24 protein-coding genes are annotated in these 26,983 nt (G+C 65.1%); 14 read left to right on the forward strand and 10 right to left on the reverse strand.

The window, feature by feature from the left end; translation table 11 throughout:
- From BCEP18194_RS07935 to BCEP18194_RS41130, 5 genes are all read left to right on the forward strand, one after another.
- Complete coding sequence (locus BCEP18194_RS07935; RefSeq protein ID WP_011350765.1) at window positions 1-1,437, forward strand: hypothetical protein; 1,437 nt, start codon at window positions 1-3, stop codon at window positions 1,435-1,437.
- Between the two features lie 4 nt (window positions 1,438-1,441).
- Window positions 1,442-2,185 carry a hypothetical protein gene (locus BCEP18194_RS07940; RefSeq protein ID WP_157687160.1) on the forward strand — a complete coding sequence of 248 codons (744 nt, stop codon included), beginning with the start codon at window positions 1,442-1,444 and terminating at the stop codon, window positions 2,183-2,185.
- Window positions 2,186-2,230: 45 nt separating this feature from the next.
- Window positions 2,231-3,061 carry a hypothetical protein gene (locus tag BCEP18194_RS39320; protein WP_011350767.1) on the forward strand — a complete coding sequence of 277 codons (831 nt, stop codon included), beginning with the start codon at window positions 2,231-2,233 and terminating at the stop codon, window positions 3,059-3,061.
- Between the two features lie 49 nt (window positions 3,062-3,110).
- Entirely contained in the window at window positions 3,111-3,866 is a 756-nt protein-coding gene (locus tag BCEP18194_RS07945) for a hypothetical protein (protein ID WP_041492727.1), read from the forward strand.
- Window positions 3,867-3,940: 74 nt separating this feature from the next.
- Entirely contained in the window at window positions 3,941-4,207 is a 267-nt protein-coding gene (locus BCEP18194_RS41130; protein WP_011350769.1) for a hypothetical protein, read from the forward strand.
- Between the two features lie 140 nt (window positions 4,208-4,347).
- Here BCEP18194_RS41130 and BCEP18194_RS07950 read toward each other — a convergent pair whose 3' ends face one another.
- The 4 genes from BCEP18194_RS07950 to BCEP18194_RS07965 all read right to left on the reverse strand — a co-directional run bounded on the left by BCEP18194_RS07950 (window position 4,348) and on the right by BCEP18194_RS07965 (window position 11,395).
- On the reverse strand, window positions 4,348-5,310 hold the full coding sequence (locus tag BCEP18194_RS07950) for an OmpA family protein (RefSeq protein ID WP_011350770.1): 963 nt from the start codon (window positions 5,308-5,310) through the stop codon (window positions 4,348-4,350).
- A gap of 4 nt (window positions 5,311-5,314) precedes the next feature.
- The gene (tagF, locus tag BCEP18194_RS07955; protein WP_011350771.1) at window positions 5,315-6,304 is read right to left on the reverse strand and encodes a type VI secretion system-associated protein TagF; all 990 of its coding nucleotides are present in this window, start codon (window positions 6,302-6,304) and stop codon (window positions 5,315-5,317) included.
- Window positions 6,301-10,248 (reverse strand): type VI secretion system membrane subunit TssM, encoded by a 3,948-nt coding sequence (gene tssM / locus BCEP18194_RS07960; RefSeq protein ID WP_011350772.1) that lies wholly within the window; start codon window positions 10,246-10,248, stop codon window positions 6,301-6,303. Before tssM ends, tagF begins: the two co-directional genes overlap by 4 nt.
- Window positions 10,249-10,549: 301 nt before the next feature.
- A complete protein-coding gene (locus BCEP18194_RS07965; protein ID WP_041492728.1) occupies window positions 10,550-11,395 on the reverse strand; it encodes a M15 family metallopeptidase in 846 nt (281 codons plus the stop codon).
- Between the two features lie 121 nt (window positions 11,396-11,516).
- Here BCEP18194_RS07965 and BCEP18194_RS07970 point away from each other — a divergent pair, with 121 nt between their 5' ends.
- Entirely contained in the window at window positions 11,517-12,470 is a 954-nt protein-coding gene (locus BCEP18194_RS07970) for a hypothetical protein (RefSeq protein ID WP_011350774.1), read from the forward strand.
- A gap of 206 nt (window positions 12,471-12,676) precedes the next feature.
- Window positions 12,677-13,702 (forward strand): transporter, encoded by a 1,026-nt coding sequence (locus BCEP18194_RS07975; protein ID WP_041493004.1) that lies wholly within the window; start codon window positions 12,677-12,679, stop codon window positions 13,700-13,702.
- Window positions 13,703-13,718: 16 nt separating this feature from the next.
- On the opposite strand, the gene BCEP18194_RS39325 is transcribed toward BCEP18194_RS07975, so the two are convergent.
- On the reverse strand, window positions 13,719-13,871 hold the full coding sequence (locus BCEP18194_RS39325) for a DUF1427 family protein (RefSeq protein WP_011350776.1): 153 nt from the start codon (window positions 13,869-13,871) through the stop codon (window positions 13,719-13,721).
- A 24-nt stretch (window positions 13,872-13,895) separates the two neighbouring features.
- A complete protein-coding gene (locus BCEP18194_RS07980) occupies window positions 13,896-14,873 on the reverse strand; it encodes a quinone oxidoreductase family protein (RefSeq protein ID WP_011350777.1) in 978 nt (325 codons plus the stop codon).
- A 161-nt stretch (window positions 14,874-15,034) separates the two neighbouring features.
- On the opposite strand from BCEP18194_RS07980, the gene BCEP18194_RS07985 reads away from it, so the two are divergent.
- Entirely contained in the window at window positions 15,035-15,955 is a 921-nt protein-coding gene (locus BCEP18194_RS07985) for a LysR family transcriptional regulator (RefSeq protein ID WP_011350778.1), read from the forward strand.
- 123 nt (window positions 15,956-16,078) lie between these two features.
- Here BCEP18194_RS07985 and BCEP18194_RS07990 read toward each other — a convergent pair whose 3' ends face one another.
- Window positions 16,079-18,247, reverse strand: a complete 2,169-nt coding sequence (locus tag BCEP18194_RS07990) for a M1 family metallopeptidase (RefSeq protein ID WP_011350779.1) — start codon at window positions 18,245-18,247, stop codon at window positions 16,079-16,081.
- Between the two features lie 642 nt (window positions 18,248-18,889).
- On the opposite strand from BCEP18194_RS07990, the gene BCEP18194_RS07995 reads away from it, so the two are divergent.
- The 3 genes from BCEP18194_RS07995 (at window position 18,890) to BCEP18194_RS08005 (ending at window position 21,634) form a co-directional block, all read left to right on the forward strand.
- The gene (locus BCEP18194_RS07995) at window positions 18,890-19,384 is read left to right on the forward strand and encodes an LEA type 2 family protein (protein WP_041492729.1); all 495 of its coding nucleotides are present in this window, start codon (window positions 18,890-18,892) and stop codon (window positions 19,382-19,384) included.
- A gap of 139 nt (window positions 19,385-19,523) precedes the next feature.
- The gene (locus BCEP18194_RS08000) at window positions 19,524-20,657 is read left to right on the forward strand and encodes a methyltransferase (protein ID WP_011350781.1); all 1,134 of its coding nucleotides are present in this window, start codon (window positions 19,524-19,526) and stop codon (window positions 20,655-20,657) included.
- Window positions 20,658-20,746: 89 nt separating this feature from the next.
- Window positions 20,747-21,634, forward strand: a complete 888-nt coding sequence (locus tag BCEP18194_RS08005) for a class I SAM-dependent methyltransferase (protein WP_011350782.1) — start codon at window positions 20,747-20,749, stop codon at window positions 21,632-21,634.
- 81 nt (window positions 21,635-21,715) lie between these two features.
- Here BCEP18194_RS08005 and BCEP18194_RS08010 read toward each other — a convergent pair whose 3' ends face one another.
- Together BCEP18194_RS08010 and BCEP18194_RS08015 are read right to left on the reverse strand one after the other, a co-directional pair.
- Window positions 21,716-22,288, reverse strand: coding sequence for a DUF1415 domain-containing protein (locus BCEP18194_RS08010; protein ID WP_041492730.1), 573 nt, complete (start codon window positions 22,286-22,288; stop codon window positions 21,716-21,718).
- A gap of 55 nt (window positions 22,289-22,343) precedes the next feature.
- Window positions 22,344-22,964 carry a TetR/AcrR family transcriptional regulator gene (locus BCEP18194_RS08015; RefSeq protein ID WP_011350784.1) on the reverse strand — a complete coding sequence of 207 codons (621 nt, stop codon included), beginning with the start codon at window positions 22,962-22,964 and terminating at the stop codon, window positions 22,344-22,346.
- 219 nt (window positions 22,965-23,183) lie between these two features.
- Between BCEP18194_RS08015 and BCEP18194_RS08020 the strand changes: the two genes are divergently transcribed.
- The 3 genes from BCEP18194_RS08020 to BCEP18194_RS08030 all read left to right on the forward strand — a co-directional run bounded on the left by BCEP18194_RS08020 (window position 23,184) and on the right by BCEP18194_RS08030 (window position 26,676).
- Window positions 23,184-24,467, forward strand: a complete 1,284-nt coding sequence (locus tag BCEP18194_RS08020) for an MFS transporter (RefSeq protein WP_011350785.1) — start codon at window positions 23,184-23,186, stop codon at window positions 24,465-24,467.
- A 164-nt stretch (window positions 24,468-24,631) separates the two neighbouring features.
- Complete coding sequence (locus BCEP18194_RS08025; RefSeq protein ID WP_011350786.1) at window positions 24,632-25,237, forward strand: nitroreductase family protein; 606 nt, start codon at window positions 24,632-24,634, stop codon at window positions 25,235-25,237.
- 188 nt (window positions 25,238-25,425) lie between these two features.
- Window positions 25,426-26,676 carry an Hsp70 family protein gene (locus BCEP18194_RS08030; protein WP_011350787.1) on the forward strand — a complete coding sequence of 417 codons (1,251 nt, stop codon included), beginning with the start codon at window positions 25,426-25,428 and terminating at the stop codon, window positions 26,674-26,676.
- A gap of 98 nt (window positions 26,677-26,774) precedes the next feature.
- On the opposite strand, the gene BCEP18194_RS08035 is transcribed toward BCEP18194_RS08030, so the two are convergent.
- Window positions 26,775-26,978: a cold-shock protein gene (locus BCEP18194_RS08035; RefSeq protein ID WP_006477070.1), complete on the reverse strand. Its 204-nt coding sequence runs from the start codon at window positions 26,976-26,978 to the stop codon at window positions 26,775-26,777.
- Between the last annotated feature and the right edge of the window lie 5 nt (window positions 26,979-26,983).

The raw sequence follows: 26,983 nt of genomic DNA on the forward strand, positions 1-26,983 counted from the left end.
ATGGGCAGGCCGCTTGTTCAGCATGATGTTTGTATTGATTTGCCGGGGGAGCCGATCAGTTGCTGGGCCGAATCGGATGTGACGGTGTTGCTGCGCAAGCATCGTGACGTCATCTTTGAAATTAGTGTCAAGAAAGACGCGACTTACACGCTTGAGGCCGATAAAGACTGGTTTTATGACGTCGGCGTGAAGAAGCGTGTCCAGAAAGGGCAGTTTCACGACGGGCAGCGGTATCACATTTGGGTGGGGCGTGATTTCAAAGGGAATTTGCTGCTGAAATCGAATGGAAAGCTGGTGCGCAGTTATTCCATGATCGACTTCGATACGCTTGGCGGAAATTCCGATCCGAAGGCAAAGCCGGAGCCGATAATCATCGCGATCGGCGGATTTCCCGGCGCAGCTTCAAGTGGTCCGCGCGTACCATCCGGCGTTAATAATGTATTTGCCAACCCTGCGCCGTTGGTCTGTCGTAATACCGACGGAAACCTGCCGGGTAATGCCTGGTGGGGGCAATTGACGCCTTTGAATTTCAAATATGGAGAAGTGGCGCCGGAGTTTTTGTTTCCCGCTTCTTCTGGTCCGTTGACTCAGCAGAATGTCGACGAAAGTCTGATTGTTCACATCTTCGAGGTGACGCTTGAACGGGCTCCAGCGGAAGTGTGGCGATTGGCTCAGGAGGGTGGGCCGCCGACGGCACTTAAAATTGATGACAAAGAAAAGGTAATGACGCGAAACTGGATTATCAGTCAATTTGCCGGGGGATTGGCTTATGCGAAGGATAATTGGTCTGATTTACGTGAGCTGTTCAATAGAAAATTCGTGTTCATGTCCGTGAAGCACCCGAAACTCGGGATCAAGTATTATTTGGCCTTCAAGGGAAATAGTTCGTTGAGGAAGATGATCACGGAGACTGTCTATAAATTAAAAAGCACAAAAATAATGGCGATCACGGCCGGCGCGGTCGAGGGCATGGCAGAGACTGCAAGCGCATCGGCGCAGGCGTGGAAGGGAGCATTCAAAGGAGCTGGTGGCATTGCTTTCGTGCTGACCATCGGGCTGGACGTGGCTGAGTGGTATCACGATTATGAGCAAGTAGACGCAAACGGACATCGAGGGAGAGGTCTGGCTGATCTCGTCGCCAAGGTCGGGATTGACATTGCTGCCGCTGGGGTCGCATCCATACTCGGCGCGGTTGCCTATTATCTGATTACGACCGCACTCACTGCGGTGGGCGTTGTGATCGGTGGCTGGGTTGTAGGTGCGGTTGCCGTTCTCGTGGTGGGCGTGTCTGCGTTTTTCTTTTATGTGCTGGGTGTTGCCGATAATCACTATTCCTATACTCAGAAGGCGGCCAAGTTTATTCGAAAGGCAGCGAAGTATCTGGAGGAGAATTATCCGAAGGATTATAATGGCTACCCAATGATTGTGACATATTGAGATGATGGAAGCGCGAGAATTGTCGGGTCGGTTTGATGCACTTTTCAAGGTAAATCTGGGATTTGGTTTATTTTTGATTGGGTGTGCCTTCATCCTCGGGTTGCCGATGTTTTCCGGGAATCGGGTTCCGTTTCACTGGTCCATTGCATGGGTGCTGATTTCTGTCATTGGGCAAATCGTTGCGTGGCGTGCGGATAACGGACGAGGGCGATTGGTCCTGTATGGGGTGTTTAGTAGCATTGTGCTTTGTTCGGCGTATTTTTTTGTTGCAGGCATTTCGTGGATCTTTTATTTCGCGTCTGCCTCGATGCCGTCAACGATTCGTTTTGTATGTATCGCTGCAGCGATAGTTGGAACTTTGCTGTGGATGATTCTGATTGGTCGTCAGGTGTCCGCGACTCTCGATAAACCGGCATTCATCTCGCAGGCATTCAAGGACGTGGGCGGCGAGATCGAGTACCGGCTATCGGGAATGCAGCAGGTGACCGCACATGCGGAGGCCCCTGGCCTGGTCAAGAGGATTGGTCTGGGACTGGTGTTGCTGGCAGCCCCTGCCATCTTTTTGGCCGCCAGGATAATGACGCCTTTTTCGTCCTCGCAGGATTTGCTTCTGTTCGTGGCATTGATCTTGTGCCCATGTTCTCAGCTTCTCATGGGCATCATCGTAAAGGTGTATTTGCTGCTGATTCGCTTGCCGCTCAAACTGGAGCGTCTCCACGGGAAGTCGGTCATCCTGGTGGACGAATGAGGGGGCGGGGTACGGCACGTCAGCGGCGTTGCCGGATACCCCGCAATGCCGGGAGAATTCGTGGCAAATGTTTCCGCTCGGGGCGATGCCGTGAAACCTGTTTTGATACAAAGTCCTGGCGATACGAAGCAAGGCGACAGAACTCGAATTGACGACCATCCGTTAGCTGCCAAGATCGGATTGGTTGTTGGATTTATCCCGATAATCATATATTGGCATGCGTTCAGCGGTTTTTGGTCATCAGGGCTGCCCTGGGTCATTGCGTTGGTGCTGGAGATCGGGTGTCCGCTGTTTTTGTATGTGCATTACTTTCTGAATAGACGATCCAGGCGATTGATTTGGGAGGGGATTGCAGTCTGTGTCGGGTTTGTCCCGACGTGGATGCTGCTCGGATCATATTGGCTGTTTTATTTTTGTTTTGCACCGATGTCAGTTGCAATACGCGCGATCGCGCTTTTGATGTGCCTGACGGTGGCGGCAACTTGGGCCTGGCTCTCGTGGGCTGCTTTTGCTCGGGAAAATGATCGGCTTGGATTGCTTGAGCGGCTTTTCAAGGATGAAGACGATCGTATTGTGTATCCTGATGAGTCTGATTCCGTTATTGGAAAGCTGGACGGGCCAGGAAAATCGATCGCGGTCCCATATTGGCTGGTCTCGGTGGTTGGTCCGATTCTTATCGGATATTCGATGTTGTCAGCCCGGCAGTTTGAAGGGAGTGGTGGGCCGCACGGAATGTTTATTATCCTGTCGGCGATCGGACTTCCTGTTACTTGCTGGCTCCTGACAAAATTCTTTGTGCGATTTGCTTATTTTCATATTTATCTCTCAATCAAGCTGGAGCGCAAAACAGGGAAGAGGGTCATTCTCGGTTCATGAGTGCGGATCGCCTGAAGCCGAGGTTTGTCAGTTTTTTGAGCCGTAAATAATGACAATTGATCTTGATGATGCTTCGCCGATAGATTTTCACGGAAAATTGGCGGTTCTTGAGCTGGTGGCGAGTTCGCTCTTGGCCGGCGGATATTTCGTGTTTTCACAATTTGGGGTGATAGCGACCTCGTTGTGGAAGTTAGTGCTGGTCATTCAGCTTTTCGTGTCGACTGTTTTGATTTTTCACTATGTGATGAACCGACGGCCACGTAGGCTCTGGGTCGAAGGCATTGTCTCAATGCTGATGCTGTTCCCGTTTTTGATGACTGCATTTTTCTGGCTGTTTTATTTGCTGTCCATCCCGATTTCGGTCGTATTGAAGACTTCGGTGATAGCAGCTTGTTTCGCGCTTATCGCGCGGCATGCCTTCTTGGTTCTTTCGGATTTTTGTCGTGCGGCAAAGATAGGGTCAGTCGTGCAGACGATTTATCACGACAATGGAAAAAACCTGATCCTGCGTCACTCGTGTGGTGGGTATATCGATGGCTTGACAGCAAGAAACCCCTTGAAACCGGGCGTGGTGTCGGTGGTTGCGTATTTGATGCCGTTCGCAGCTGCGTTGGGGGGGAGTGTGAATCATGTTTTTGGCGAGAGTATCGGTCTCCATGTGTTGGGCGTCGTTTTTTCGCTTCTTACGTTTCCAATGACGCTCTCGCTTATCGGGAATTTTTATGTGCGGCAGCTATTTTTTCGCGTGTATTTGCCGTTGAAGCTTGAACGGCGAACCGGCAAGAGGGTCATCCTCGCGCAATGACTGGCAATGCGTTGCCGATTGTACCGGCCGCATGTCGCTCCGCATGCGGCGGCGTCTGCCCCGCAACTCTGTAGTTGAGCACGTCTTCAAACCATCGCAACCCGATCGCCCGAATCGGTCAGGGGCTCGTCCTGTTCGCCGCACCGGCCGTGCTCCTGGCCGTGCGGATACGGGCACCTTTGCCAGGGTCAGCGGATTTGCTGTTGTTCTCGACGGTGTTACTGACCCCGTGCTCGCTGTTCTTCGCGGGCCTTGTGGTCAAGGGCATCCTGTTGATGATTGCCACGCCACGTCGGCTGGAGCGCATTCACGGGAAGCCGGTCACATTGACGGACGATTGAAACAGCGAGACTGGCGGCCGGCCACGATTCGGCAGCCGCCAGCGAGCGTTCAAAGGGCCAGCTTGCCGACAACCCCTCGCGCGACCCGCATCCAACGAAGCGATGCGAACACCGCTCCGCGAAGCGGCAAAACGCCCCGCCTACTGCCCCACCCGGAACTCGATCCGCCGATTCCTCGCCCGCCCATCCGCCGTATCGTTCGGCGCGATCGGCTGATCCGGCCCGACACCCGTCGTCGTCATCTGCTGCGGCAAAATGCTCTTCGTGATCAGGTAGCCCTTCACCGCATCCGCGCGCGCCTGGCTCAGCGCGATGTTCGACGTACGGTTCCCCGAGTTGTCGGTGTGGCCGATGATGTCGACCGTGCGGTTCTGCATCTTCGCGAGCGCGGCCGCCATCTGGTCGAGGATCAGCCTGCCCTGCGGCGTGAGCGTCGCGCTGCCGGTCTCGAACTCGATCGTCCGGTTCGCGAGCGTCTGGTCGAGCACACCCTGTTCGGATGCCGACACGCGCAGCCCGTTCTTGATCGTATACGTCGGGTTCAGCGTGTTCGCCATGTCGCTCGCGAGCTGCTGGCGTTGCGCTTCGTTGTGCACCTCGCCCTTCATCTCGATCTGCGTGCCGTTGATCTTCAGCTGTCCCTTGCTGATCTGCTTGAGCTGCGCGCCGAGCAGCTTCTGCACGTTCGCGCTCCAGTTCGGCGGCGTTGCAACGTCACCCACCTCGATCTGGTCGACGACGTTCGTTGCGCCGTAGGTATCGCGCAGCTTCTGCAGCACGGCGGCCTTGGTCGCCTCGTCGGGCACCTTGCCGCCGACGACCACCTGGCCGGGCGTCGCGGTCGCGGGCGGCGGCGTGAGGGTGTTCGCGGTGCCGGCCGTGCCGTGCACGACGGCGCCGGAGGCCGTCCCCGGTGCGGCGCCGGTGTTCGCGGACAGCGCGGTCGTCGCGACCGTGCCGTTGCCGACCGGCGTGACGGTCGCGCCCGTATTCTGCGCGAAAGCCGCGCCGCTGGCGAAGAGCCCGGCAGCGAGGAGGGCGGCGACGGCGGGCGAGAAGGCGACCGAAAAGCGCGCGCGCCGGACGTGAATCGTGCGATGCATCCCGTCAGCCTCCGATGAACGCTTCACGGAACGCGTCGATGGCGACGCGCAGCGAGAGTTGCGGTTGGTCGAGGTAGCTGACGAGCTTGCTGATCTGGTGATCGTTTTGCGCATGGGCGTCGATCCACTCGGGATCGTCGATGTCGATGTTGTGGGCGGCGTAGGTCTGCGGGTCGACGACGCTCAGCAGCGTCTTCGCCGACGCGCCGTTGAAGCCGATGATGAGCCGTTCGCGCTCGGCGATCGTGCCGATGAAGATCGCGAGCTCGAAGTCGGCCTGCGCGACGAACGGCGCGATCAGTTCGAGCCAGAACGCGGCGACGAGGCTGCGGTAGAACGGATCGACCGGCAGCGGCAGCGTGAGGCCGCGCTCGATGTGCGACGAGCCGCTCTGCATCACCGGCCGCAGCAGCGAGCCGAGCGCGAGCATCGCGCCGCGCAGCCGCACGGGATGACCGCTTTCGAGCAGCATCTCCTGGAGGCCGTACAGCGACTGGTGTTCGATGAAATCGTTGAAGGTGCCGTCATGCGACGTGCCGGGGCCGCCGACGTCGATCGGCACCTGCGTGTCGCCGAGCGCCTGCAGCGCGCCGGGCGGCTCGTCCTTGCCGAGCAGCGGCGGGATCTGCGTGGCGACGCGCGACCACAGCCGCGCGAACGCGAGCGGGCTGCGCGCGAGGAACGCGAGCGGCCGGTCGACCTCGAGCGCGGTGGCGCCGAGGAACGGGAAGCGGCGCATCGACACGTCGTGGCTCGCGACCATGTGGCCCGCGATCGCGAGCTTGCTGCGCGAGCCGAGGAACGCGAAATGCATCGGCTTCGCATCCTCGTAGACGAGCTTCCAGCGCGGATCTTCCGCGAGCAGTTCGAGCGCCTGCGCGATCCAGCGGTCGAGCGTCTGCAGCAACTGCGGGTTGTGCGGGCTCTTCACGAAGTCGCCACGCGACGGAATCTTGCCGAAGTAGGCGATCTGCGCCTGTACGGTTTGCGTCATTGCGCCCCCTGGGCATTCGTTGCGTTGGCGGCCGCGACGGCCGGCGCTGCGGCCGGCGTGCCCGTGCCGGCGGACTGGGTCGCGTTCTGCGCGGCGCCCGTGCTCGCGTCGGCGACCGACGACGGCAGCTGCAGGCCGCGCAGGCTCTGCTGCTGCGGCTGGTCACCGCCACCGCCGGACGGTTGCGACGTGCTGATGATGCGCATCGTCACCGACACGTTCACGCTGCCCTGCGCCCACGTCAGGTCGAAGGTGCCGTCCGGACGGCGCTTGCGTTGCGCGGAGTTGATCAGCTTCTCGAGACCGTAGCGGCCCGGCTCGTTGACGAGCTGCACCGTGCGGCCGTCGAAGGTCGTCGCGGACAGCGTCGCGCCCGGCGAACCCTGCGGGTTCGGCCACACGAAGTTGGTCCACTGCGGCGGCGTGTTGCGGTAGCGCAGTTGCTGGCCGTCGATCGCGATCGTGTATTCCGTCGTGCCCGTGCTCGGCTGCGGCAGGATCTGGAACACGGTCTGCGGCTCGGACGACGCGGCGGCGCTGCCTGCCGCACCGCCGGCGAGCGGCGCGACCCAGCGCGCGAAGCCGCTGGTGAAGTCCGGCGTGAGGCCGATGCCCATGTCGCCCCACGTGCGGGCGGCGAGGGTGTCGCCGCGGCGCACCGCGAGCGGCCCGAGCGTCGTGCCGACGAACTTCGCGATCGAGCCGTCCGGACCGAACACCTGCGCGATTTCACCGGCGCCGGCCTCGACCTTCGCGCTCGCCGCGAACGGGTACTTCGTCGCGAGCGAGTTCTGGAACGGCTGGTAGACCTGCGCGTTCCATACCTTGTTGACTTCCGCGCTGGCCGGCTGGATCACGACCGCGAACGCCTGCATCAGCGGCCGCACGAGCAGCGGACGCAGCGACTTGCGTTGCGAATCGGTGAGGCCCGTCAGCATCTGCTCGTCGACCAGCTTCAGCGAATCGGCGAGTTCCGAGCCGTTGCCGTCGAGCGTCTGCTGCATCAGCTGGCGCGCGCCCGGGCCCGGGTCGCCCTGGTTCTTGATCACGTTGAAGCGCGTGCGGACCTTCGACAGCGAATCCATGTAGCCCTTGAGCATCGACGTGCCGTCATGCGTCGCGACGATCCGCGCGAGCCCGATGAACTCCTGGCCGATCGGACCCATCGGCACCTCGGCCGGATTGCCGTTGATGTCGATGTTGGCAGCCGCCACCTGGCCGGCCTGCGAGCGCGAGAACAGTTGCTTGACCCAGTTCACGACGCCCGTCTGCGCCTTCTTGATCGTCACGTTCGCGAGCGACGGGTTGTCCCACGACGTCTGGTCGTACGCGGTCTCGAGGATCTTGCGGATCGGCGAATCCTGCGGGTCGCCGAGGCGGTTCATCCCGTCGACGGCCTGGCCGAAGCTGCTGAAGCCCTGCACCGCGATGCCCTGCATGAACTTCTGCCAGTGCTGCGCGTACTCGGTCTTGTACATGCCGACGAGCGTCTTCTGGATCTGCTCGGGGCTGCCCTCGAGCGTCAGGTCATCCTGCGTCGACGTGTTCAGCACCCAGTCCTTCGCCTGCAGTTCCTTGGTCGCCGCGTCGCGGATCGCCGGCTGCACGTAGTCGAACCACGCTTCGCGCGTGAACGTGCCCGGAATCGCGTAGCTGCCTGCCACGAGCCCCTGGTTGCCGTCGCCGACGATGCGCGCGATGGTCATCGGCGCGAAGCGGGTCGACGCGCGTGCCTTGATTTCCTCGTACACGCGCTGGCGGGCCGGCATGCCGCGCACGACGTGGCGCAGGTTCTCGCGGGTCTGGTCGACGAGCGCGAGGTTCGCGTCGATCATCGGCCAGTCGTCGTCGTTCACGCGGGACAGGTAGAACGAGATCATGCGCTCCGCGCTCTTGATCATCTCGTCACGCGGCATGTTGCCGCGATTCGTCTCGAGCCAGCCGCGCCAGAAGCGGGCGAGCTGGTCGGTCAGGTGCGCCTGCTCGACGTGACGCTTGTCGGACAGCATCAGGTACGTCTTGAGCGCGTTGTACGCGTCCTGCACGTTGGTCGGCGACGCGTCGCTGTAGAGGCCGCCCTGCGGTGCGGCCGGCTGCTGCGGGGCCGCGGCCGGCACGGTGCCGGATGCGGCCAGTGCGGCACCGGCCTGCGGCGCGGCACCTGCCGCGTTCGTCGAGACCGGCATCGCGCCACCCTGCACGGCGCCTGATTCGGGCGGGCGCGTCATCGGCACGAGCTGTTCGGGGTGCGCGTTCACGTCCTTCATGAACGACGCGAGGTTCTGCGACACCGGGGCCAGCAGGATCTGGCGCACGCCGTTGTAGTACTCGGTCAGCAGGTGCTGCTCGAGACGGTCGCCCTGGTACAGGCCGAGCGACACCGAAACCGGCTTGTCGCGGCGGAACTGTTCGAGCTGCTCGATCCGGTCTTCGAGGATGTCCATCGCCTGCAGGCGCGACTGCAGGTCGTTGCGGCCCTGCTGCAGGCGCGTGACGTTGTCGAGGTCGGCCTGCACGTTCGCGACGAGCTGCTGGTTGCCGATCGTCGACCAGGTCCAGCCGCCGAGCGCGAGCGCAAGCGCCGCGACGAAGCCGAAGAAGGTCGCGTAGCGCAGCCGCGTCTTGGTCGGGCTCGCGAACTGCCGCACCGTCTGGCGATCCGCGAAGATCACCTTCGAGAACAGGTCGCGCAGGAAGAAGCCGTTCTTCGAGAACGCACTGTGCGGCTTCGGCAGTGCGGCGCCGTCGAGGCCGAAGCGATGCGCGATGCGCTGCGCGGCCGCGCTGTTGGTTTCGCCTTCCTGCAGCGCGCTGGTGAAGTAGAAGCCGCGGAAGATCGGCTTGTACTGGAACGGGTTGTTCTCGAACAGCGTCGCGAGGAACGCGCGCAGCGACGGCTTGATCGTCGAGAATTCGAGCGGGAAGCTCAACTGGCCCGGCGACAGCTGGTTGCCGCGCGACAGCGACAGCTGCGCGACGCTGATCTCCTTCAGCCCTTCGTAGAGTTCCTCGAAGTGCGTGTCGAACTGCGCGACGACGTCGCGCTTGTCGTCGGGCTCGTAGGGCAGGGTGGCGCCCCACACGCGGTCGTACTCGTGCTTGTCGCTGCTGCTGAAGAATTCGGTGAAGCCGGTGATCAGGTCGGCCTTCGTGAACATCACGTAGACCGGCGCGAACACTTCGAGCTTCTCCGTCAGCTCCTGAACGCGCTGACGGAGGTTTTTCGCGAGGTTGATCGCAAATTCGGGGCGGTTGCCGGTGAGTTCGGCGATGCTCGCGGTGACGATGATGCCGTTGATCGGCGCCTTCGGGCGATAGCGCTTGAGCAGGCCGAGGAAGCCGAGCCATTCGCTGCGGTCTTCCTCGTGCACCGAATAGCGGCCGGCCGTGTCGAGCAGGATCCCCTCGGTCGTGAAGAACCAGTCGCAGTTACGCGTACCGCCGATGCCGTGGATCACGGCGCTGTTCTTGTCCGCGAACGGGAATTGCAGGCCGGAATTGAGCACGGCGCTGCTCTTGCCCGCGGCCGGGTTGCCGATCACGATGTACCACGGCAGTTCGTACAGCGCGGAGCCGCCCGACACCTGGCCGATCTTCGACGTCTTGATCGTCTTCACCGCATCGGACAGGCGCGTGCGCAGCACGTCCAGGTCGGCCGTCTTCGAGTCGGGGGCGAGTGCGGCGGCGGCGGGCGCGGCGATCTTGCCGGTTTCCGCCTGCTCTTCCAGCACCTGGCCGAGCTGCTGGTTCGCGCGCTTCACGCGCCAGCGGCGCCACAGCGCGACGACGAGCCACAGTGCGAGGATCGTCGCGAACGCGATCGCCGCCCACAGGAGCGGCAGTTGCAGCATGTCGGCGACGATGAAGAGAATGGCCGCTAGCGCGACGATCCCGACGATCGAGAGCGTACGCGGATGAGTCAGCACGTTGAGGATGCGTTGCATAGGACGTTCAGGTTCCGGTGCGATTCGGTGAGGCGACGCAGGCGCGCCGAGCGGCAAGGGTGGCGCCGCGATGTGTCGCCATGCTGTCAAACGGGATGAAGGGGGCGGGCATCAATGCGCTCGCGGCATCGGAGAAGGCGCGCGCATTAATGAAAGGACGCTGTGAGATTTAAAACGGAAGCGGCGGCCGGAAAAAATCGCGCACCGGAATGCATGATTTTTTGCGCCGCCCATATCGTTTCCTGCCGGGATATTAAAAAGCCCCATGCCGCCCTCATTATTTCCTGTCCGGCAGCCCTGGCTAGCTGCCGCGTCCCAGTTTAAAACCGGGTTTATGGTATTCCACGTGCCCGAGATCCATCATTTTCCAGCGGCCCCCCCAGGTCAGGCCAACCTGTTCGGCGACCTGGCCATACAGCTGGTAGCCGCGCATCGCCCACGGATCTTTCTCGGAAATGACCAGCTTGCCGTCGCGCAGGAATGCGTTGTCGGCCGCCAGCCCGAATTGGTGATAACTCTGGAAGGCTGCCGCGTTGGTCACGCTACCGCCCATCTGCGCCAGCCGGTTCTGTCGTTCCGGGCTCCGATAACCTTCCAGCAACGCCATTTCATAACCATACTGTTCGTGCATGATCTTGTAGACCAGCAGCAAACGCGTACGGAAATCCGGATCCAGCAGGTTCCAGTCGCGGCTCGCATCCTTCAGCGCCGGACGTACCTGTTCGACTTCCTTGGTGGCGAAGACTTCCGGCGGCAGCGGCGGGGGCGGCACGAGCTGTTCGCCCTGCAGCAGCGCGGCGATCTTCTCGTCGGGCACGCGCGCCGTGTCGTCGTACTGGAACAATTGCCGGCCGCGTAACGCAATGGCGACCAATGGCGGCGTCGCAAGAATACCTGCCGATACCATAATCATCAAGCGCCGGCGAATCAGTAAATTTTGCACGTCGTTTAAAGCACCGCGCGTAACGCTTGCCGATTTAACAATCTGACTTCGCGTACGCGAGGCGCGATCGTTCGCACGGCGCGTTAGACGGCCGTGAAACTGGGCGACGGATTCGAATACGGTCGCGCGGATACCCGGTAAAAGCAACAGTGCCGCAACCGCTACGGCAAGGGCGAAATAGGCGACGAGTGCGACGGCAATCAACGAAATCCCCGGAAATTGGAATTGATTGTGTTTTGCAATGCTTGCTCTTAGAATCAGGCTGCTTCGAGAGGCCGGGCTATATTATCGCGGTGAATTAAACCAGGATTCAATGAGACGCTGAATGAGTGCGCCGGAAAATTCAAATTCGAAATCTCCGCCCAGCCTGCTGTCCGATACCAAACCGGCAGGCGACGGAGCTCAGCAGTCGCGCATTCTCGCGAATCTGGAAGGACGTGTCACGCCCCCGGCCGAACCGCCGCGCCGTTCGCTGAAGGCGCCGATCGCCGCCGTCGTGGCGCTGGTGGTTGCCGTCGGTGGCTGGGGCGCATGGCGCATGCAGCATTCCGGCGAGCAGGTTGCCGCCGTCGCGGCCGAGGCCGCGCCTGCCGCAGCCGCACCGGCGAAGGCCGCAGCGGCCAGCGATGCCGCCGTGCAGGTCGCGCAGAATACCGCGTCCGCCGCATCCGCCGTGCAACCGGCCACGATCGTCAACGACGACGCGGCTTCCCGAACCGTTGCTTCCGCATCGTCCGCGTCCGCCGCGGACAACAGCCGTCTGTCGCGCGCGCTTGCCAATGGCGCCGACGACGCATCGGGCGCAGCCACGGCCGGTGCGGCCGCCGCCGCCGCCGCGACGACCAAAACCGCGAAGGCCGACGCCGCGAAGGGCGCGAAGGTCGCCGCGCACGGCAAGACCGACACGAAGGCCGATGCCAAGGCCGAGGCCCGCAAGCGCCGCAAGGAACAGCAGGCCGAGCTCGCGCAGGCGAAGAAGCACCGCGACGCGACGCCGGTCCGTACCGCGAAGGCGGGCGGGAAGGACGATCCGGATGCGGATCTGCTCGCGGCGCTCGTCGCGCGCACGAAGCCGGCCGACAAGAAACTCGCCGCGCAGAAGGCGCAGGCCGTGCCGACCAAGACGGCCGCGACGACCGGCTCGCTGGCGTCCCGCGTGAAAGAGTGTTCGGAGCGCGGTTTCTTCGAGGATCAACTGTGCCGCTGGCGCGTCTGCGAGGGTCACTGGGGCAAGGACCCTGCGTGCCCGAGCGCCGCGCAGTCGGAGACGCGGCAGTAACGCGTCTAGCACGTGTCGACCCGCCGCACCTGCGCCGCCCGTTGGGCGGCGCGTTGCTTTTGGGGGTACGGAATCGGACGGTATGATGCGCGTGACGCTGTCACCGGCGCGTCATGCCCGTCGGGCATACGTCTCCTTTCCTTTTCCGGCGCGGGCGCGCGACCCGCTTTGCGCGGCGCGCCGTGCGCAGCACGACCTTCGACACGATGGACCTGATCGTACAGACTTACGGCGCCGATACGTCCGGCATGGTGTGCGGATTCCGCTTCGTTCCCGGCGGATCCGGTGCGACGCTCGATGCGGACGCGGCCGCCGCATGGCTGCGCACGTGCCGCGCGCACGATCTCGCATCGGACGATTTCGTCTGGCTGCACTTCAATCTCGCGCACGGCGCGAGCGAGCGCTGGATGCGCACGCATCTCGGGCTGCCCGACAGCTTCTTCGAATTCCTCCACGAAGGCTCGCGCTCGACGCGCATCGAGCAGGAAGACGGCGCGTTGCGCGCGGTCGTCAACGACGTGATGTTCAACCTCGAACTGACGCCGTCGGAGATCGCGACGCTGTTCGTCCACGTCGAGCGGCGCATCATGGTCACCGCGCGGCTCAAGCCGCTGCGCTCGGTCGACACGCTGCGCGCATGCGTGCGCGACGGCGAGCAGTTCAGGTCGCCCGCGGAACTGCTCGTGCACCTGCTGCGCGACCAGGCCGACCTGCTGAGCCAGATCATGCGGCGCACGAGCGTCGACGTCGACCGCATCGAGGATCGCTTCCTGTCGCAGCGGCTCACGTCGAGCCGCATCGAGCTCGGCGCGATGCGCCGCACGCTGACGCGCCTGCAGCGCATGCTCGCGCCCGAGCCCGGGTCGATCTTCCGGCTGCTCGCGAAACCGCCTGCGTGGCTGCATCTGGAAGACGTGCAGGAGCTGCGCGAATCGACCGAAGAGTTCTCGCTGGTGCTGGCCGATCTGGCGGGGCTCAACGAGCGGATCAAGCTGCTGCAGGAAGAGATCGGTTCGCGTCTCGACGAGCAGAACAACCGGACGCTGTTCACGCTGACGCTCGTGACCGTGATCGCGCTGCCGATCAACATCGTCGCCGGCTTCTTCGGGATGAACGTCGGCGGCGTGCCGTTCTCGGAGAACAAGCACGGCTTCTGGCTGATGGTGCTGCTGGTCGCGGGTTTCACGGGGCTCGCCGCGTGGTGGGCGTTCCGCCGGCGCGACGACCGTTAGGGCCGTCGTCGCCGCGTCAGCGCAGCAGCGCGATTGCGCGTTCGCCGATCACCATCCCGAGCAGGCCCACGAGCGCGACGAGCGGCGGGGCCGGCGAGCGCACGTGCAGCAGCGCGTACAGCACGCCGACGCCGAGGCCCACCGCGAGCGACATCACGTAATCCATCATGGCGGTCTCCCGTGTGGTCCGGTGTCAGGGCTTGAGGATGACGCGCTCGCGCGCACCGGCCAGCACCGCGCGATACGCGTCGTGTGCGCGCTCGAGTGGATACACGTAGTCGTCGCCGATCGGGAACGGGCGCAGCGTGCCGTTGCCGAAGCCGGGCGCGAGCGTGTCGAGGATCTGCGCCACTGCGGCGCCGCCGAGCTGCAGCGAATCGACGCCCACGAACGTGTGCTGGCCGCGATAGAACGCGAAGATGTCGAACGGCACGCTGCGGTCGATCGTCGAGATGAAGATCTGCCGTGCCCCGATCGCCATCGACGCGTTCGCCGCTTCGAAATACGGGCTGCCGACCGTGTTGTAGACGATGTCCGCGCCGTGGCCGCCGGTTGCCGCGCGCACCGCGTCGGCGACCGGTTCTTTCGACGCGTCGATCATGCGCACGTCGCCCGATGCATGGCCGCGATAGCCGCCGGCGCTGCGCTCGACGCCGATCACGGTCGCGCCGTGCGCGGTCGCGAGCTGGATCGCGGCCTGGCCGACCTTGCCGTTCGCGCCGAACACGAGCACGACGTCGCCGGCCGTCGGTATGCCGGCGCGGCGCAAGCCCTCATAGGCGGTGACGAACGGCACGCCGACGCCGGCCGCTTCGTCGAGCGTCAGCACCGCGGGCTTGCGGCGCACCAGGGCCGCGTCGAGCACGAGCCATTCCGCATGCGAGCCGTCGCGATGCACGCCGAGATCGCCGCCCGAGCCCCACACCGGCGCGCCGATCCAGCCGTCCGGGCCGCTGCGCACGATGCCGGCCCAGTCGCGCCCGGGCGTGCGCGGCCACACCGCGTGCGGCATGCGGCCGAGCGCGGCCTTCACGTCGCTCGGGTTCACGCCGGCCGCGCGCACCTCGATCAGCATCTGGCCGTCGGCCGGGACGGGCGGGTCGATTTCCCTGACCCGCGCGTCGAGCGACTCGATGTCGGCGGCGGGGGCGTCGAAGCGGATGCTGCGCATGATGATCTCCGTGGCGGATGGCTGTCGCGCGGCCCGGCGTGGCGGGGCGTACAGCGGGTGAAAAGGATGAATGCAGTCTAGTCGGCCCGGTTTGACGCGGAAACGTGCAAAGGCGGATGATTGTTTTGCGATAGACGCATAGCCAAATCCAAAGGCCCCGAATGGACGATTTCCTTTCCCCGCATCTGGCGCTGTTCGTCGACGTGGTCGACCAGCAGAGCTTCTCGGCGGCCGCGCGCCGGCTGGGTGTTGCCGCGTCGTCGGTCACGCGGCGCATCGACCGGCTCGAGACGCAGCTCGGCATCCGTCTCCTGCATCGCACCACGCATGCGCTGCGGCCGACCGAGGCCGGGCAGCTGCTGTACGGGCGCGCGACGCGGATGCTGGCCGAGCTGCGCGGCCTGCAGGAGGATCTGCACAGCCAGCACGCCGAGCCGAGCGGGCTGCTGCGCGTCGACTGCCCGGCGCCGTTCGGCCGCCGGCACCTGATGGCCGCGCTGGCCGCGTTCATGCAGCGTCATCCGGCGCTGCAGGTCGACCTGGTGCTGACCGACAGCATGGTCGACCTGCAGGGCGCGCGGCTCGGCTCCGACGTCGATCTCGCGGTGCGCATCGGCCCGCTCGAGGACACGCGCTTCGTCGCGACCGTGCTGGCGCCGCAGCGGCGCGTGCTGTGCGCGAGCGCGGCGTATCTCGCGCGGCGCGGCGAGCCCGAGTCGCCCGACGCGCTTGCCGGCCACGACTGTCTCGCATGGCACGGTGCGCCGCCGCCCGGTGCGTGGCGCTTTGGCGAGCGCCGCCACGTGCCGGCGCAGCCGCGGTTTCGCAGCAATCATTCGGAAGCGTTGCTCGAAGCCGCGATCGACGGGCTCGGCCTCGCGCACCTGCCGACCTGGCTCGCGGGCGATGCGCTGCGCGACGGACGCTTGCGCGCGGTGCTGCCGGAGTTCGCGGCGGCGCCTGAGCCGGCGACGATCCACGTGTTGCGCCAGCAGGCGCGCGGCACCGCACGCGCGTCGCGGCTCGTCGCGTTCCTCGCGACGTGGTTCGCGCAACCGGCGTGGGATGCCGCGTGGGCATGACGGCGGGCGGGTGCCCGTGCCGAAAGAAAAAAGGGCCTCGCATGCGAGGCCCGTCAAAGGTCGGAGAAGCCGGTACGCCGGCCGGCAGCCGCAGGCTGCGCGGCACCGGCCGGATGCGCACCGTTACTGCGTCACTACCTTGCGCGGCTTGAAGATGCCCTGGTATTGCAGTGCCGGGCGTTCCTTCGTCACCGGCTCGATGCCGCCGAAGGTCGGCGTCTGGCGCAGCTTCATCGCGGCCGGCGAAGCGACCGAGCCGATCGACGTCGAGCGCGACGCCGGCGCGAGGTTGTTCGCCACGAGCAGCGCGGCTTCGCTCTTCAGGTTCGCGAGCAGGACCGGATCGGTCGAGCCGTTGACCTGCGTGAGCAACCCGCTCCAGGCCGCATCGCTGTAGTTCACGACGTAGTAGTCGAGCCCGCTCGGGTCGGCGACCACGCCCGTGCAGCCGTCGACGCGCGTTTGCGTCTGCGTGTCCTTCAGCGCGAGCGTCGTGCGTTTCGCGAGACCCTGGCCGTACGCGAGCGTGATCGGCACCGTCCATTGCAGGCCCGGATACGCGTTCTTGTTCGGGAACGGCTGCTGCTTCAGCGTGATGACGGTCTGGTTCTTCGTCAGGTCGCACTGCGTGTCGAGCGAGATCAGCGGCACCCCGGTCTGACGGACATAGCTGTCGCCGATCGCGCCGATCGCCTGGCCGCTTTCCTTCGACAGCGCATCCCACAGACGCTTCGGCGTGCCGTTGCCGAACGAGTAGTCGACCAGGTACTGCTGCAGGCCCTTGCGCAGCGTCTGTTCGCCGAGATAGTTCTCGAGCGTCTTCAGCACGTGGCCGCCCTTGTCGTACGTGAACGCGCTGGCGCTCAGCACGAAGTCGTTCGACGCCCAGCCGTTGAAGTTCGGTGCGACCGGGAACGCGTTCGGGCCGATGTCACGATTGATCACGCGGTACTTGTTCTTCACCTGGTCGAGCCAGCTGAACTCGTTGGGGAAGAACTGGATCGTCGTCTTCGTTTCGAAGAACGTCGCGAACGACTCGTTGAGCCATACGTTGTCCCACCAGTCGGTCGTGACGAGATCGCCGAACCACTGGTGCGCGACTTCGTGCGTCAGCACCTCGTTGCCGTAGTGCGACATCGGCTGGCCCGGCTGCGGCAGGATGTCGTCGGCGAACTCGAGGATCGACCCCCAGTTCTCCATCCCGCCGAAGTTCAGGTCCTTCTGCTCCTTGAACGCGTCGTTCGCGGCCACCGTGTCGAACTTCGTGAGCGGCAGCGCGATGCCCGTGTAGCGGTAGTAGAAGTCGAGCGCCTGCTTGGTGCGGTCCATCGCCGGCTTCGCCCAGTCGCTCATGCCCGGCGGCGTGAACACGCGCAGGTGCAGGCCGCCCTTGCCGCCCGGCAGCGGGCTCGTGAAGTCGTCTTCATAGGTGTCGAACAGGCCGCCGCCGAAGAACAGCAGGTATGACGGCATCGGCGGGGTCTTGTCGAACTGCACGAGCTTGTAGCCGCCGCCGATGTTGGTCGACGGCTTCTCGGCCGCGTTCGACACGACTCGCCAGCTCTGCGGCACTTCGGCCGTCACTTCATAGGTCGGGCGGAACGCCGGCTCGTCCCAGCCGGGGAACCACTGGCGCGACAGGTTGGTTTCGCCTTGCGTGAGGATCGCGCCGCTCGTCTTGCCGTCGGTGCCCTTCAGGTCGACGCGGAAGATGCCTTCCGCGGCCGAGCAGCCCGGATACGGATCGTCGCCGCAGCTGCCGCCGGTCTTCGCGACCGGATCGTCATACGACTTGAAGTTGATGATGCCCGACCATTCCATGTGCAGCGAATAGTTGCCCGGCGAGATCGTGCCGCTCACGGGGCGCAGCTGATAGAAGTCGCCCTTGTCCTGCGGCGTCGCGATCAGCTGGATGTTGCCCGGCTGCAGCGTGATGCGGCCGTTCGTGAACTTGATCCGGTGGCCGGCGATCACGATGTTGTTGACCGGCTTCAGCACCTTGATTTCGACGTCGGCGCGGCCGTCGAACGCGTTCAGCGCTTCGTTCGGGCGGAACCACAGCCGGTAGTTCACGGGTACCACGGTGTCCGGCAACTCGACAGGCGATACGCTCTTGTCGACATTGGATGCGCTTGGCGGCGCGGTGACGGTGGGCGACGAGCCCGAGTGCGGCGCGCCGGCGGAGCTGAGCGCGGACGCCGAGCCCACGCCGCCGTCGTCGCCACCGCAGCCCGCGAGCGCGAGTGCGGCGACGATCGGCAGATAACGCATCTTGCGAATATTGATCGACATGACTGAAACCTCGATTGTTGAAAGAATCGTTCAGTGCTGCGAAAACGCCGGCAAAAACAATCCCCTCGCCGTTAATCAACAGCGATGAAAATGCCAATGACGGATTATTCGAAAAGACGGCGGCCGACTACGTGAATGTAATCATGGTTTACTGCCCCCTCTGGATTTCCGGATGTCGGTTAACTTGCCGGTTCAAAATGGCCGGGCGCGTGTTGTACTGAATTGATTTCGCGCGCACGACACGGAGCCGCACGCCCTGAGTGGGCGCGCTTTTCCCTTGAACAGACGACCTACAGGGCTGGCCGGGCCTGGTCGCAGGATGGCCGGAAGGCGTGTCGCCATTCCGTAAAAACACCGTCATGCGGCTTCAAGGTTTGTCGGCTTGCTCGAAGGATGCGTAAATATACTTGATGGTTTTAGGTAAAGGAAACGAAAAATTTAGAAATTGCATCTATTGAATTCACAGTGCTTCATTGAATGCTGGAAAGCATTAATGCGCTTTTCGTTTGACTGTTATTTTCGTAGTTTTAATCTATTAACGATCTCGCGTGGCGGCGAAAACTACGAAACCCGGCGTACGGAGGCATGCTCGGTACAATGCAGCGACGATCCGCTCACCGATTGCCGCGAGGAGGTTCTCCCATGCCACGAGCCCTGTTCCGTATCGCGCCGCTGCGCGCCGTGCTGCTGCTGTTCGCTGCCGTGCTCCTGCTCGGCGGTTGCGCGGGGCTGACGCGCGACCCGGTGAACGTGACGGTCGCCGGGCTCGACCCGCTCGTCGGGCAGGGCCTCGAGATGCGTTTCAGCCTGAAGCTGCGCGTGCAGAACCCGAACGACGCGCCGATCGAATACGACGGCATCTCGGTCGCACTCGACCTGAACGGCACGCCGTTCGCGAGCGGCGTCAGCGACCGCTCGGGCACCGTGCCGCGTTTCGGCGAGGCCGTGCTCGACGTGCCGGTTTCCGTGTCGGCCTTCGCCGCCGCGCGGCAGGCGTGGAACCTGCCCGGCGCGGCCGCGAACGGCGAGCTGCCGTATGCGCTGCGCGGGCGGCTCGCGGGCGGCGTGCTCGGCACTGTCCACTTCAACGATGCCGGCACGCTGCGCCTGCCCGCGATGCCGGGGTGGGGCGGCTGAGCCGGGCGGGCGCGGCGGCGCGTGGCGCGGGCCGCCGCCCCGCGCTTTGCCGCGCGGGCAAAGCGCGGTATGGTGTGAGCCGCGCGGCGCCCGAAATACGGTCGCGCCGCCCGTTGAAGCCAACCGTAACCGAGTTCGCGTGACCGATTTCCCTGTTTTCCACTGGACCGACGCCGACGGCGCCGATCATGCCGTGCACTGGCGCTCCGAAGCCGGCGTGCAACCGCCGAAGCGCGCGGTGCCCGCCGACGACCGCCTCACCGCCGACGCGGCCTACCGCCTTGCCTGCGAGGGCACCGCGCTCGTCTGGCAGGGCGACTTCCAGAATGCGCGCCAGCTCGTGCAGGCGATGGCGCGCCGTGTCGAACGCAAGCCGAAGAAGGCGAAAGCCGCGGCCGGCGTCGACGCATTCAATCTGCATCGTCTCGCGCAGTCGCAGCGTGCCCGCACGCTCGGCATGCTGCTGATCCCACTCGATGCCGACTACACGATCCCGCTGCGCCGCGCGCCTGATGTGCGTGCCGCATGCGAAGAGGCGTACGGGCCCGGCGGCGCGCCGTCGGTCGTGTCGTTGCGCGAACTGCTCGGCCTCGTCGGCGCGCATGAATGGCGCAAGAAGGGCGTGCCGATCCCGGCGCTCGGCGGCGCGCCGATCCATCCGCACTACGGCGTGTTCTCGCCGGTGCGCGGCGAATACGTCGAACTCGTCGCGCGCGCGCCGCTGCCGGCAACATCGCTCGCGTTCGACATCGGCACGGGCACCGGCGTGCTGGCGGCCGTGCTTGCGTCGCGCGGCGTCGAGCGTGTCGTCGCGACCGACCAGGACGCACGGGCGCTCGCCTGTGCGCGCGAGAACGTCGAACGGCTGGGCCACGCGAATCGCGTCGAAGTCGTCGAGGCCGATCTGTTCCCGGCCGGCCGTGCGCCGCTCGTGGTCTGCAACCCGCCGTGGGTGCCGGCTCGACCGAGCGCACCGATCGAATACGCGGTCTACGATCCGGACAGCCGCATGCTGCGCGGCTTCCTCACGGGGCTCGCCGCGCACCTTGAACCGGGCGGCGAGGGCTGGCTGATCCTGTCCGATTTCGCCGAGCATCTCGGCCTGCGGCCGCGCGACACGCTGCTGCAATGGATCGACGAAGCCGGCCTCGTCGTGCTTGGCCGCGACGATATCCGCCCCGCGCATCCGAAGGCGATGGACGCCGACGATCCGCTGCACGCGGCACGCCAGGCCGAGGTCACGTCGCTCTGGCGGCTCGGCGCACGCGCCTGACCGTGCATTTTCGGTAAACTATCGCCATTCCTCACGAATTCCCGCCGCCGGGCCGTGGTCGACCGACCGTGGCCCGGCGCCGCTTCACGATGTCGAACAAGACCCACGAAATCCGCCCGGAGCAGTCCGTCGAGCTGCTGAAGGAACTGCACATCCTCACCCGCGACGGGAAGCTGAACCAGGACAGCCGCCGCAAGCTGAAGCAGGTCTATCACCTGTTCCAGTTCATCGAGCCGCTGCTGGCCGGCGTGCAGGCCGACAAAAGCAACGTGACGCTCGTCGATCACGGTGCCGGCAAGTCGTATCTCGGCTTCATCCTGTACGACCTGTTCTTCAAGCAGCAGCCGGGGCACGGCACGCCGGCGTTCGCGTCGCACGTGTACGGGATCGAGACCCGCGAGGAGCTCGTCACGCGCTCGGCCGAGCTTGCCGCGCGGCTCGGGTTCGGCGGCATGTCGTTCCTGAACCTGTCGGTTGCCGATTCGATCACGTCGCCGAAACTGCCTGAGACGGTCGACGTCGTCACCGCGCTGCACGCGTGCGACACGGCGACCGACGACGCGATCCGCTTCGCGCTCGCGAAGCGCGCGCAGCACATCGTGCTGGTGCCGTGCTGCCAGGCGGAAGTCGCGGGCGTGCTGCGCAAGAACAAGGGCAAGTCGCTCGCGAACGCGCTGACGGAAGTGTGGCGGCATCCGCTGCATACGCGCGAATTCGGCAGCCAGATCACCAACGTGCTGCGCTGCCTGCAGCTCGAAGCGCACGGCTACCAGGTCAGCGTGACCGAACTGGTCGGCTGGGAGCATTCGATGAAGAACGAGCTGATCATCGCGCAGTACAAGAACCTCCCGCGCCGGCGGCCCGGCGAGCGGTTGAACGAGATCCTCGGGATGTTCGGGCTTGCCGAGCTGAACGCACGATTTTTCGTGCCGGAAGCGGCGGCGGGCGACGAGGCCGTCGAACCGGCCGCTAGCTGACCGACACGCGGGAGGGCGCGTCGCACTCGCCGCGCCGCACGCCGCACGCCGCACGCCGCACGCCGCACGTTGCGCGGCGCGTCAGACGTCGTCGCCCGGCCGGCGCATCCATTCGCGCCAGCCGTCGTGACCGAGGCGGCGCAGCGTTTCCTGATTCTTTTCGTAGATCGCGGACGCGTCCGGGAACGCGTCGACCGCGCGCGCGATGCTGTCTTCGCGCAGCAGGTGCAGGATCGGATACGGCGCGCGGTTCGTGTAGTTCTCGATGTCGTCGGGCTCGCTGCCTTCGAACCGGTAGTCCGGATGGAAGCTCGCGATCTGCAGCACGCCGTCGAGCCGTAGTTGCCGCACCAGCCGGTCGGCAAAGAACAGCGCATCGTTGTAGTCGATGAAATCGGCGAACGCATGCGGGAAGATCACGAGCGTCGTGTCGACCTGCTGCGGGTCCGCCGCGTCGAGCGCGCGCAGCTCCGTTTCGAGTTCGGCGAGCGCGTCTTCCAGCGTCGTCGCTTCGCTGATCGCGTAGCGCACCTGTTCCTTCACATAGACGCTTTTCGCGAACGGGCACAGATTGAGCCCGATCACCGCGCGCGCGAGCCAGTGCCGCGTGGCGGCGAGGATGTCGTCGTGCGATTCGGGGCGGGTGTCGGTCATCGTGAAACCAGTCGGGCGGAAGGGCGGCGAGGGCCGCATTGTAGCGGGCGCGCCGTCACGCGCAGGCGGCTTCGATCAACTGCGTGACGAGCGCGGGCGCGACGCCGATCGGCGTTTCACCGTGCCGATAGGTCTGGCTGGCCGCGTAGATGCCTTCGATCACCAGCGCGAGCGAGTCGGCGAGCACCTGCGGCTGCCGCGCACCGGCGTCTTCGCACAGTGCGACGAGCCGCTTCATCAGCTGTTCCTTGTTCTGCGCGACGCGCTCGCGCGCCGGGTGCGACGCATCCGGGAATTCGGCTGCGACGTTGACGAACGGGCAGCCGCGGTAATCCTTCTGCGTCGCGCGCTCGGCGAGATCGACGAAATACTGGATCAGCTGCGCTTTCGGCTGACCCGGGTGCTTCGCGACGCTCGTGTTGAAGCGGTCGAAGAAGCACGCATCCATCCGCTCCAGGTACGCGAGGATCAGCTCGTCCTTCGACGAGAACTGGCGGTACAGGCTCATCTTGTTGACGCCCGCACGCTCCACGACCGCCTCGACGCCCACCGTCCGCACCCCTTCCTTGTAAAACAGCTCTTCGGCGGCGCGTAGCAGGTGCTCCTGCGCGGTGGCGCCGTCGATCGGCCGGCGCGTGCGGCGCGCCGGCGGTTTGGCGATCTCGATGCCCGACATGATGACCCTCGACTGCATATTGGATTGCTTGACATGTTACCGATTGGTCACTACGATCGCAACACACTTGTGACCGGTCGGTAACAATGCCGAACGGATCGACAGACAAATGCCACGCATCGGCCCGGGTCAGCCGATGCAGCGTGCGGCGGAGGTGGCCTGGCAGGGCGGGCGGCGCGGGTGCGGAGGCACCGGAGCCGCCAACTGGAGAACGCGAAGATGAACTGGGCAGTGACACGAATCGGCGGGCGCTTCCACTACGGATGGCTCGCGGCGGCGGTGGTATTCCTGATCCTGCTGGCGGCGGCCGGCACGCGCGCGACGCCGAGCGTGCTGATGGTGCCGCTCGAACGCGAGCTTGGCTGGAGCCGCGCGACGATTTCGCTGGCGATTTCGGTGAACATCGCGCTGTACGGACTGACGGGTCCGTTCGCGGCCGCCGCCATGCAGCGCTTCGGGCTGCGCCCGACGATCCTCACCGCGCTCGTGACGATGTGCGCGGGCGTCGCGCTGTCGTCGATGATGACGCAGAGCTGGCAGATGGTGGTGATCTGGGGCCTGATGGTCGGCTGCTCGTCGGGCGTCGTCGCGCTGACGCTGTCCGCGACCTTCGTCACGCGCTGGTTCCATGCGCGGCGCGGCCTGATCATGGGCATCCTGACCGCGAGCACGGCCACCGGCCAGCTCGTGTTCCTGCCGATGCTCGCGGCGATCGCGCAGCACCACGGCTGGCGGCCGGTCGTGCTGGTCGTGGCGGCGGCCGCCGCGATCGTGATTCCGCTCGTGGCGTTCCTGCTGCCCGAGCGGCCGGCCGACCTGCAGCTGCGCCCGTACGGCGAGCCGGCCGATGCGCCGCCGGCGCCCGAGGCGACGAAGGAGAACCCGCTCGCGGTCGCGTTCCGTACGCTGCTGACCGCGAGCCGTTCGCGCGATTTCTGGCTGCTGTTCTTCAGCTTCTTCATCTGCGGTGCGAGCACCAACGGTTATGTCGGCACGCACCTGATCGCGATGTGCAGCGACTACGGGATGACCGAAGTGCAGGGCGCATCGCTGCTCGCGGCGATGGGGGTGTTCGACCTGTTCGGCACGACGCTGTCGGGCTGGCTGTCCGACCGTTACGACAATCGCGTGCTGCTGTTCTGGTACTACGGGCTGCGCGGGCTGTCGCTGATCTACCTGCCGCACGCGTTCGGGATCGATTTCTTCGGGCTGCCGCTGTTCGCGATGTTCTACGGGCTCGACTGGATCGCGACCGTGCCGCCGACGGTGCGCCTCGCGACCGACGTGTTCGGCAAGGCCGCGGCGCCGGTCGTATTCGGCTGGATCGTCGCCGGCCACCAGCTCGGCGCGGCGTTCGCGGCGCTCGGCGCGGGGCTGCTGCGTGCGAGTCTCGGCACTTACACGATCGCGTCGATGATCTCGGGCGGGTTGTGCATCATCGGTGCGCTGATCGTGCTGCGGATCAACCGCGGCCCGTCGCGCGCAGCCGCGCAGGCGGCCTGAGCGCAGCAGTCCGGCCGCCCGGCCGGCCGCGCGGCGGTCGGTCGGGCAACGCACGCACGGAGATTTGCATAGCGCGGGAGGATCGGGCGCGCATCGGCTCAAGCGAGTATGCTTGCGGTTCGCCGGGCGTTCGCGCCCCTTCATCGATGTCAGCGAGGAACCGCATGTCCGTCAAACCTGCTCCCACCACTGTTTCGATTCACGATCTGATCGCGGGCCGCTGGAGCCCGCGCGCGTACTCGGATGAAGCCGTCAGCGCCGGTGATCTGCATGCGGTGCTCGAAGCCGCCCGCTGGGCGCCGTCTGCCTATAACGCGCAGCCGTGGCGCTTCATCGTATTCGACCGCACGCAGGACGAAGACGCATTCAAGCACGCGTTCGCGACGCTGGTGCCGTTCAACCAGGGCTGGAATGCGCCGGCGCCCGTGCTGATCGCGGTGACCGCGCACACGCTCACGCCGAAGGGTGAACCGGCCCCCACCGCGCTGTACGACGCGGGCGCCGCCGCGATGTCGCTGGTGCTGCAGGCGCACGCGCTGGGCCTGGCCGCCCACCAGATGAGCGGCTTCGACGCGAAGGCGTTCCGTGACGCGTTCGCGATTCCGGCGGACGTCGCGATTCCGGCGATCATCTCGCTCGGTCACTACGGCAACGTCGACAAGCTCGATCCGGTGCTGCGCGATCGCGAGAAGGCGCCGCGCACGCGCCATGCAATCGGCGAGGTCGTCTATGCGGGCGCGTGGAAGAAGGGTTTCGACGCGGCAGCCTGACCTGTCAGGCGGACGGGCTGCCGCGCGCATCCCGCCCGCGTGTTTCCCCCGGCGCGCCAGGCCGCGCGCCGTCCCGCCGAGGCCCGTTGCGCGGCACCGGTGGCCGGCCCCGGTTGTGATCCCGCGGGCTTCATGTTAAAAAGCCCGTCCTTTCCGTTTTCGCGCCGGCCCTGCTGCGGCAACTTCCCATGACTTACTGCGCGATCGATTTCGGCACGTCCAACTCCGCCGTGGCGCTGCCCGACGGCGACGGCATGCGCCTCGCGCCCGTCGAGGGCGACCACCTGACGCTGCCCACCGCGATCTTCTTCAACAATGACGAAGAGACGGTCGAATACGGCCGTGCGGCGCTGGCTTCCTATATCGACGGCTTCGACGGCCGGCTGATGCGCTCGATGAAGAGCATCCTCGGCTCGCCGCTCGCGGAAACCACGACCGATCTCGGCGACGGCAGCGCGATTGCGTACACGGAAATCATCGCGCGCTTCCTGACGCATCTGAAGCGCAAGGCGGAAACCCGCGCGGGTGCGCCGATCGGCCGTGCGGTGCTTGGCCGGCCGGTGTTCTTCGTCGACGACGATCCGCGTGCCGACCGCCTCGCCCAGGACCAGCTCGAGGCCGCCGCGCGGTCGGTCGGCTTCACGGACGTGCACTTCCAGTACGAACCGATCGCGGCCGCGTTCGACTACGAGTCGCGCCAGCAGGCCGAGCGCCTCGTGCTCGTCGCCGACATCGGCGGCGGTACGTCCGACTTCTCGCTGGTGCGCGTCGGGCCCGAACGGATGGCGCGGCTCGAGCGCAAGGACGACGTGCTGGCCCACCACGGCGTACACGTCGCGGGCACCGACTACGACCGGCGTGTCGAGCTGGCAGCGATCCTGCCGGCATTCGGCTACCGTTCGCTCGACCCCGAAGGGCGCGAGCTGCCGAACAAGATCTACTTCGATCTCGCCACCTGGCACCTGATCAACACGGTCTACACGCCGAAGCGGCTGGGCGAGTTGAAGCTGATGAAGCACCTGTACCAGCAGGTGCAGCAGTACGACCGGCTCACGAGCGTGGTCGAGCAGCGGCTCGGGCACGCACTGATGGCGCGCGCGGAAGAAGCGAAGATCGGTGTCGCGGCGGGCGGGGAGACGATGATCGACCTGAACGACGTGGAAGAAGATCTGCAGATCGCGTTCGATGCCGACCGGCTCGTCGATGCGAGCCACGACGATACCGCACGCATCGTCGACGCCGCGCGCGAGACGGTGCGGCTCGCGGGCGTTGCGCCGCGCGATGTCGGCGCGCTGTATTTCACCGGCGGCTCGACCGGGCTCGCGTTCCTGTCGGGCGCACTGGCGGGTGCGTTCCCGGATGCGCAACCTGTATTCGGCGACCGCCTCGCGAGTGTCGCGACGGGCCTCGGCATTCACGCGCAGCGATTGTTCGGTTGAAGGCGGGCGGCTGAAAGGCCGCCATGTCGGACAACCGGCGCCGAAAAACAAAAAGCCCCGCCGAAGCGGGGCTTTTTTCACGAATTATCGCGCCAAGCTTAGACCGGACGGATGTTCGCAGCTTGCAGACCCTTCGGGCCCGTCTTCACTTCGAATTCAACCTTCTGGTTTTCTTGCAGCGTCTTGAAGCCTTCGACGCGGATTTCCGAGAAGTGCGCGAACAGATCGTCGCCGCCGCCTTCCGGGGTGATGAAGCCGAAGCCCTTTGCGTCATTGAACCACTTGACGGTACCGGTTGCCATGTTAC

It is taken from the genome of Burkholderia lata, assembly GCF_000012945.1.
GTDB classification, from domain to species: domain Bacteria; phylum Pseudomonadota; class Gammaproteobacteria; order Burkholderiales; family Burkholderiaceae; genus Burkholderia; species Burkholderia lata.